General features: G+C 68.0%; 4 protein-coding genes. 3 read left to right on the top strand and 1 reads right to left on the bottom strand.

The genetic code is table 11. The annotated features are described in order from the left end of the window. Window positions 1-406 precede the first annotated feature (406 nt). On the bottom strand, window positions 407-760 hold the full coding sequence (locus AC5P09_RS51420; RefSeq protein WP_493880548.1) for a MarR family winged helix-turn-helix transcriptional regulator: 354 nt from the start codon (window positions 758-760) through the stop codon (window positions 407-409). Window positions 761-924: 164 nt separating this feature from the next. Between AC5P09_RS51420 and AC5P09_RS51415 the strand changes: the two genes are divergently transcribed. From AC5P09_RS51415 to AC5P09_RS51405, 3 genes are all read left to right on the top strand, one after another. Continuing rightward, window positions 925-1,785 carry an LLM class flavin-dependent oxidoreductase gene (locus AC5P09_RS51415; protein WP_493880547.1) on the top strand — a complete coding sequence of 287 codons (861 nt, stop codon included), beginning with the start codon at window positions 925-927 and terminating at the stop codon, window positions 1,783-1,785. Window positions 1,786-1,859: 74 nt separating this feature from the next. Next, window positions 1,860-2,237, top strand: a complete 378-nt coding sequence (locus tag AC5P09_RS51410; RefSeq protein WP_493880546.1) for a DoxX family protein — start codon at window positions 1,860-1,862, stop codon at window positions 2,235-2,237. Between the two features lie 27 nt (window positions 2,238-2,264). Next, window positions 2,265-3,236 carry a pirin family protein gene (locus AC5P09_RS51405; protein ID WP_493880545.1) on the top strand — a complete coding sequence of 324 codons (972 nt, stop codon included), beginning with the start codon at window positions 2,265-2,267 and terminating at the stop codon, window positions 3,234-3,236. Window positions 3,237-3,353 lie beyond the last annotated feature (117 nt).

Here is a 3,353-nt window from a genome sequence, read left to right as displayed (position 1 = left end):
GGCGCAAACGCATCAGCGCGGATGCCGATGGCCAGCACGCGCTGATTGAGCGGAGGCTTCACTTGAGAGTTCTTGTGCGACATGGGGTCGCTCCTCGCCGGCAATATGGCCCCCTCTGATGGCACACCCATGGGGTGTCTGTCCTCAGTTCTGTGGGGGAAGTTCCAAGAAGGATGACATGTCAACCGTTGACGTGTCAAGTGCTTCGGACCCCCTCGCCGTTCGCCAAGCGTGAGATCAGTGTGACACCACGAGGGACGGACCGCTCACAGTGTCGTGAGTGTGCGCGCTCTGGCGAAGCTCTGGCCTCTAGGGATGATCATCACCGGTAAAGGGTCCATCCGGCTGCGCCTGCGGAACGACGGGCCGGGCGGGCCACTTGGCCATGCGGTCGGGCGAGGAGCGGTCAGGCGTCCCGCACTGACTCCAAACGTGTCCGCAGCGTCTTCGCGAGTTGCTCGGCCGCGGTGAGCTGGGCCGACGTAACGGGGCCGACGAACAACTCACGGACGGCACGCAGGTGGGGAAGGGACGCCCGCCGAAACGCGTCAGCACCCTCGGCCGTCAGCACCACCTCGGCGCCCCGGCTGTCGTCGGCGCACTCCGCGCGGCGGATGAGTCCTCGTCGTTCCATGCGCCGGAGATGGTGCGAAAGGCGGCTGCGCTGCCAGCCGATGCGGGAGGCGAGCACGGAGGCGCGCAGCAGGTGCCCGTGCGCCTCACGTAGGGCCAGGAGAACGGCATAGCCGCCGGGCGACAGAGAGGACTCGCTCTGCAGGCGTGCGGCGAGCTCCGAGCGGAGCGCCTCCGCGGTCCTTTAGTTGGGCGATGATTGATAGGTCAACCACTTGTGGCCGCCCGAGCCACAGGAAAGCGCGAAGCCGCCCCGCCGGTGCAGCACCTACTCGCGAAGGAACCCCGCCCATGACTGATCTCGTCTTCGGTCTGGACACGTTCGGCGATGTACCGGAGGACGACGCCGGCACCCCGGTGTCCGACGCAAGAGCCATCCGGCAGGTCGTCGACGAGGCCGTTCTCGCGGAGGAGACCGGCGTCGACGTCCTCGCCCTCGGCGAGCACCACCGCCCCGAGTTCGCGATCTCGAGCCCGGAGACCGTCCTCGCCGGCATCGCCACCCGTACCGAGCGCATCCGCCTCTCCTCCGGCATGACCGTGCTCAGTTCCGACGACCCGGTCCGGGTGTTCCAGCCGTTCTCGACCGTGGACGCACTCTCGAACGGCCGGGCCGAGGTCATCCTGGGGCGCGGGTCCTTCACCGAGTCGTTCCCGCTCTGCGGCTACGACATGAGCGACTACGACGTGCTGTTCGAGGAGAAGATCGAGCTCTTCGCCAAGCTACTGGAGGAGAAGCCCGTCACCTGGAGCGGCACCAAGCGTGCCGCGCTCGACAACGCCGACGTCTTTCCCAAGACCGAGTCCGGGCACCTGACCACCTGGGTCGGTGTCGGCGGCTCGCCCCAGTCGGTCATCCGTCTCGCGACTCGTCGACGGCCTCGGCTTCGACCCCGTCGTCGCGGGTCCGCTGGCCTCGGGGGTACAGCTGGAGCCGGGCGCGGAGCCGTTCGGCGCCAACGTCGATGCCGAGGAGCTGCGCGCGATGCTCAGCCGTTTCCCCGAGTCGGAGCGTGGACGGGCCGTCGCCGCCGCGCGGGGCACCCTTTCGGAACCGGTGCCCGAACTGTCGTAGGCATCGGAACGTCTCGTCCGTACTTACTCCAGACCCACTCCAGCCTTCTTCTTGATATGTCATCTAGATTCGTCTAGCTTAGATGACATATCAATCATCTCATGCGGGGCCGCCGCTGCGGAACCACGCCACCCGATCACAAGAGGTACCTGTGAACGTCACTCTTTGGGCTGTCGCGGCCCTGCTCGCCCTGGTGTTCCTGGGGGCCGGCGCCGTCAAGCTCGCTCAGTCCAAGGAGAAGCTCGCCGCATCTCCCTCCATGGGCTGGGCCGAGCACTTCTCCCCGGCGATGATCAAGACGATCGGCATCCTGGAGGTTCTCGCCGCACTCGGGCTGATTCTGCCCGCGGCGGTGGACATCGCTCCGGACCTCGTTCCGCTGGCCGCCTCGGGCCTGGCACTGACCATGTTCGGCGCCGCCATCACGCACAGCCGACGCGGAGAGGCCCAGTCGGTCGTCGTGAACGTCGTCCTGCTGGCCCTGACCGTGTTCGTGGCCTGGGGCCGCTTCGGTCCGCACGCGTTCTGACCCCACCTGCCGAGAAGGGAAACTCTCATGCCCGCGATCACCGTTGACGACGTGCTGGTCCTGCCGCGACTGCCGGAACTTGACCCGGCCGGCACCGCCTTCCGGCCCGTCCGCCGCCTGACGACCGCCGAGCACGGCTTCGAGGGCGAGGGCTTCCCGGTCCGCCGCGCGTTCGCCGGAGTGCCGATGACCGAGCTCGACCCGTTCGTCCACATGGACCACATCGGCAAGGTCGAGCAGGCACCAGGAGAACCCCAGGGCACCCCGTGGCATCCACACCGCGGCTTCGAGACCGTCACCTACCTCATCGACGGAGCCGTGGAACACCAGGACTCCAACGGAGGCGACGGCCTCATCACCGACGGCGACACCCAGTGGATGACCGCGGGCTCCGGAATCCTGCACATCGAGCAGCCTCCGGAGTGGCTGGTCCAGAGCGGCGGCGTGGCGCACGGTGTGCAGCTGTGGGTCAACCTGCCCCGCGCCAAGAAGTTGAGTCCCCCGCGCTACCAGGACATCCGCGGCAAGCACACCGGACTGGTCACCACCCCCGACGGCGGCGCCCTGATCCGCGTGATCGCCGGCGACATCGCCGGACACCCCGGCCCCGGCGTCACCCATACCCCGATCACCATCGCCCATCTCACCATCGAGGCCGGCGCCCAGGTCGAGCTGCCGTGGGACCCTTCCTACAACGCGCTGGTCTACGTCCTGGCGGGCCACGGCACGGTCGGCGCCGAAGCCCGCCCCATCCAGGAGGGCCGGCTCGCGGTCTTCGGCTCCGGTGACGCACTGCGCCTGGCCGCCGACCGCGCCCAGGAGACCCGCTCCCCCAAGCTGGAACTTTTCGTGCTGGGCGGCCTCCCGATCCGCGAACCCGTTGTCCAGCACGGTCCGTTCGTGATGAACACACGCGAAGAGGTGCAGCAGGCGTTCGAGGACTACCAGGCGGGGCGCCTCGGTGTGATCCCCGCCGCCCGCCTCCCCCACACGTCCTGAACGTTCGTTCGGGAAAGCCCAACCATCCACACGCGCAAGAGAATTCCATGACCAGGATCGGCATCATCCTCGGCAGTACCCGCCCCAACCGCAACGGCGAGCAGGTGGCCAAGTGGG

It is taken from the genome of Streptomyces sp. a15, from assembly GCF_059026085.1.
This window is presented reverse-complemented; position numbering and strand designations above follow the sequence as displayed.

Bases quoted from the DNA above. Each gene is read 5' to 3' on its own strand.
- AC5P09_RS51405 (WP_493880545.1), top strand. From the start codon at position 2,265: ATGCCCGCGATCACCGTTGACGACGTGCTGGTCCTGCCGCGACTGCCG.
- AC5P09_RS51415 (WP_493880547.1), top strand. From the start codon at position 925: ATGACTGATCTCGTCTTCGGTCTGGACACGTTCGGCGATGTACCGGAG.